The sequence below is a fragment of the Umezawaea sp. NPDC059074 genome, assembly GCF_042738955.1.
In the GTDB taxonomy this organism is placed as follows: domain Bacteria; phylum Actinomycetota; class Actinomycetes; order Mycobacteriales; family Pseudonocardiaceae; genus Umezawaea.
This window is the reverse complement of record NZ_JBHYHC010000269.1, coordinates 1-4,238: the sequence shown is the minus strand read 5'-3', so window position 1 is coordinate 4,238 and position 4,238 is coordinate 1. Positions and strand designations below refer to the sequence as shown.

The window sequence follows — 4,238 nt, the reverse complement described above, 5'->3', positions numbered from 1 at the left end:
GAGACAGCCCCCTATTCCGTGCGCCTAGCCGAGGTTGTTCGTGCCGAACGTGTCGCAGCGGGCCGGGTCGCCGGAGTCGTACCCGGCGCGGTACCACTTCTGCCGCTGGGCCGAGGAGCCGTGGCTGAACTTGGTGGTGTCGACGCTGCCGCCGCCCAGGTTCTTCTGGATGTAGTCGTCGCCGATGCGGCTGGCGGCGTCCAGGGCGGCGTTCACGTCCGCGTCGGTCACCCCGGTGATCAACGGCTTGCCGGACGCCGTGGGGACGCTGGTGGCGTGGTTCGCCCACGCCCCGGCGTAGCAGTCGGCCTGGAGTTCGAGCCGCACCGAGTCGGACTGCGGCCCGGTGCCCTGCTTCACCCGGCCGGACGTGCCGAGCAGGTTCTGCACGTGGTGCCCGTACTCGTGGGCCAGCACGTACGCCTCGACGAACGGGCCGCCGGTCGCGCCGAACGTCGTCTTCAACTCCTGGAAGAACGCGAGGTCGATGTACACCTCGGAGTCCGCCGGGCAGTAGAACGGCCCCGCGGCGGACGTGGCGCTGCCGCAGCCGCCGGTGTTGACGCCGCCCTCGAAGAAGTTCGTCTTGATCGGCTTGTAGGTGTTGCCGGAGCGGGCGAACTGGTCGCTCCAGTACGCCTGGATCGAGTTGATGAACGCCACGGCCCGGCAGTCGTCCTCGCGGTTCGCGTCCGCGCCCGTCTTGCACTTCTCGCGGATCGCGGCCGAGTCGACCTGCTGGTTCTGCCCCACGTCCCCGAACCCGGACCCGGACGGCAGCTGGAAGCCGCCACCCCCGCCGCCACCGGCGAACTGGGACAGCAGGAAGTAGATGACCAGGCCCACGATGCCCAGGCCACCGCCGCCGAGGGCGACGCGGCCACCGACACCACCACCGCCACCGCCGCGCTGGTCGTCGATCTGGGACGTGTCGAGTTCGGCATCCTCGTTGAACTGCACCGCGTGTCCTCCCGCCAAGACCCTTTGGCGGCACACGATAGCCCCGCGCAGGCACGCCTGCGGATTACGCACGCCTGGGTGCGGAGCCCGACGTCGGGGCACCGCACCCAGGCATTACTCGGTGGAAATGACGATCGCCGTCATCGCGAGGTTGGCGTGGAGCGCGACCGGTCCGCTCCTGAGAGGGAACCGACGTCGAGCTCAACAGCGTCGACGTGCGCGGATGACACCGGTGGCGCCTGCGCACCCGATACCTGGCTTTCGCTGCTCGCGTATCGCGGCCGGATCGTGAATTCAGCTCCGGTCGTGGGGATGCAGCGGACGACGAGCATCACTGGTGAGAGTTACCTGCATAGCACCACCTAACCCCTTCCGGGAGCGCCACCGCACATAACTTTCCGGATTCTCCGGTGGTCTTGTCCCTGCTTCGACTATGCGCTTGATCAGCCCGAACCACAACAGTTCACGGCGTTCCGGAAGTGGTGAAACTTTCCATCACCACAAGGGTGAGCGGAGCGCGAACAATGGTCGCGCAGAGCGATCGCCAACGTGAAAGATCATAACGAAGAATAGGTCTGACCGACTTTTTCCCACCTGCGGACGTGGTCACGGCGATCATCGGGGCGCGAATGAGACGACGAATGAGACGACGACGCAACAGGGGCGGGGCACCAGCCGGTGGCCCGCCCCTGTTCGTGCTGGTCTGACTTGCGGAAGCGGAGGGATTTGAACCCCCGGACGGTTTCCCGTCTTCCGCTTTCAAGGCGGATGCATTCGGCCGCTCTGCCACGCTTCCCTACGCGGTGAGGTTACCCGTCCAGCGACCGCAGGTGTGCCTTGACCCGGTCGAACACCTTGGCCAGCACCTCCTGCTCGTCGGGCGTCAGCAGGTCGATCATGTGGTCGCGCACGCCGTTGACGTGGGTCGGCGCGGCGGCCTCCAGGGTGCGCAGGCCGCGCTCGGTCAGCTCGGCGAGGACGCCGCGGCCGTCCTGGTCGCACTCGCGGCGGCGCAGGAGGCCTTCGCGCTCCATCCGGGCGACCTGGTGGGAGACGCGGCTCTTCGACGAGGCCACGTCCTCGGCCAGTTGGGACATGCGCATGGCGCTCCCCGGCTGTTCGGAGAGCCGAACCATCAGTTCGTAGTCGGCCAGCGACAGGCGGTGACCGGTCTGCAGCTCGCGGTGCAGGCGGTCCTCCAGCATGGCCGCCGCGGTCACGTAGTTGCGCCACGCCCGCATCTCGTCCTGATCGAGCCAACGCGGCTCCTGCCCGGCATCCGTCACGCCCACCAGGTTAATCCCGTGAGGACGTGACATCTCCATTCACCGACGATCGCCTTTCGCATCTGGTTTCCGTGAGCTGGGCGAGGCAAACTCCAGCGCCGTAGCGCGCCTGCCTACTCGGGCGCCGAGCAGGAGGAAACATGAGTTCGTTCAGACGGACCGCCGCGCTCGTGGCGACCGCCGGGGTTGGACTGGCGATCACGTTCGCAGGCAGCCCGGCCCAGGCCGATGTCGACGCCCAGCGCGCTCAGCGCACGGTGGACGTCCGCCTGATCGGCATCAACGACCTGCACGGCAACATCGAGCCGCCGACCGGCTCGTCCGGCCGTGTGACGTTGGCCGATGGCACCACGGTGAACGCCGGTGGCGCCGCGTACAACGCGACGCACATCAAGAACCTGCGCGCGCAGGTCAAGAACTCGGTGGTGGTCGGGCAGGGCGACCTGATCGGCGCGTCGCCGATCGTGTCGGCGCTGTTCCACGACGAGCCGACGATCGACATCCTGAACAAGGTCGGGCTGGAGACGACCGCCGCGGGCAACCACGAGTTCGACGAGGGCTACAAGGAGCTGCTGCGCATCCAGCAGGGCGGCTGCCACCCCGTCGACGGCTGCCAGTTCAACCCGACCTACACCGGCGCGAAGTTCCCGATCCTGGGCGCGAACGTGACCAAGGTGAAGACCGGGCTGCCCGCGCTGCCGCCGTTCTGGGTGGAGATCCGCGACGGCATCCCGATCGGCTTCATCGGCATGCCGCTGAAGGACGTGCCGATCCTGGTCGACCCGAACGGCATCAAGGAACTGCAGTTCGGCGACGAGATCAAGGCCGCGAACAAGTACGCGGACCTGCTGAACCTGATCGGCATCAAGTCCATCGTGCTGCTCGTGCACCAGGGCGACCAGACCGCGGCGAACGGCGGCCCCAACGGCTGCACGAACACGCCCGGCCCCGGTCAGCTGATCGCGGAGAAGGTCAGCCCGAAGATCGACGCCGTGTTCAGCGGCCACAGCCACCAGCACTACAACTGCACGGTCAAGGACCCGGCGGGCAACCCCCGCCCGTTCATCGAGGGCCTCGCCTTCGGCCGTGAGCTGTCCGTGGTCGACCTGAAGATCGACCGCAAGACCCGCGACGTGGTCCGCTCGGAGACCAAGGCCGAGAACAAGATCGTCACCCAGGACGTCACGCCCGACCCCGCCATCCAGGCGGTCATCGACCAGGCGAAGACGAAGTCGGGCCCGATCGCGAACAAGCAGATCGGCACGATCAGCGCCGACATCGTCCGCGCCCAGGCCCCGACCGGCGAGTCGCCGCTGGGCAACCTGATCGCGGATTCGCAGCTCGCCGCCACCACCGGCAACGGCGCGGTCATCGCGCTGATGAACCCCGGCGGCGTGCGCGCCGACCTCACGTTCCCGAGTTCGCCGCAGAACGAGGGCAACGGCGTGGTCACCTACGGCGAGGCGTTCACCGTCCAGCCGTTCGGCAACATCCTGCAGACGGTCACCCTGACCGGCGCGCAGCTCAAGACCGTGCTGGAGCAGCAGTTCACGGCCACGCGGACGATCGTCCTCCAGCCGTCGGCGAACCTGACCTACAGCTGGTCGACGAGCGCGCCGTTCGGCTCGAAGATCGCCGACCTGAAGATCAGCGGCACGCCGGTCGACCCGGCGACGAGCTACCGCGTGACGATCAACAGCTTCCTCCAGGGCGGCGGCGACGGGTTCCCCGGCTTCACCGTGGGCACCGCGATCACCGGCGGCGGCATCGACCTGGACGCCTTCGCGGCGTACCTGGGCTCCCACCCGAACCAGGCGCCCCCGGCCCTGGGCCGCATCACCACCATCCCGTAAGTCGCACGACCCCCCGTGGGGGGGCCGGGCCCGCGCCCAGGCCCCCCCCGGCGGGTGAGGGGGGTGAAACCGCGGGGAGTGGGGTGTTTAAAACACGGTGCCCCGAAAAATTAGGTACCCCGCCGGAAAGGTAAAAAAA

At 68.0% G+C, this 4,238-nt stretch carries 3 protein-coding genes and 1 tRNA gene; 1 reads left to right on the top strand and 3 read right to left on the bottom strand.

The window, feature by feature from the left end:
- Positions 1–24: 24 nt before the first annotated feature.
- The 3 genes from ACFWW9_RS45865 to ACFWW9_RS45855 form a co-directional block, all read right to left on the bottom strand.
- The gene (locus ACFWW9_RS45865) at positions 25–960 is read right to left on the bottom strand and encodes a neutral zinc metallopeptidase (protein ID WP_390389927.1); all 936 of its coding nucleotides are present in this window, start codon (positions 958–960) and stop codon (positions 25–27) included.
- 711 nt (positions 961–1,671) lie between these two features.
- Positions 1,672–1,756, bottom strand: a tRNA-Ser gene (locus tag ACFWW9_RS45860).
- A 13-nt stretch (positions 1,757–1,769) separates the two neighbouring features.
- Entirely contained in the window at positions 1,770–2,246 is a 477-nt protein-coding gene (locus ACFWW9_RS45855; protein WP_390389925.1) for a MarR family winged helix-turn-helix transcriptional regulator, read from the bottom strand.
- A 140-nt stretch (positions 2,247–2,386) separates the two neighbouring features.
- Here ACFWW9_RS45855 and ACFWW9_RS45850 point away from each other — a divergent pair, with 140 nt between their 5' ends.
- Positions 2,387–4,099: a bifunctional metallophosphatase/5'-nucleotidase gene (locus ACFWW9_RS45850; RefSeq protein WP_390389924.1), complete on the top strand. Its 1,713-nt coding sequence runs from the start codon at positions 2,387–2,389 to the stop codon at positions 4,097–4,099.
- Positions 4,100–4,238: the final 139 nt, after the last annotated feature.

Coding starts and splice junctions, on each gene's coding strand:
- ACFWW9_RS45850 (WP_390389924.1), top strand. CDS start 2,387: ATGAGTTCGTTCAGACGGACCGCCGCGCTCGTGGCGACCGCCGGGGTT.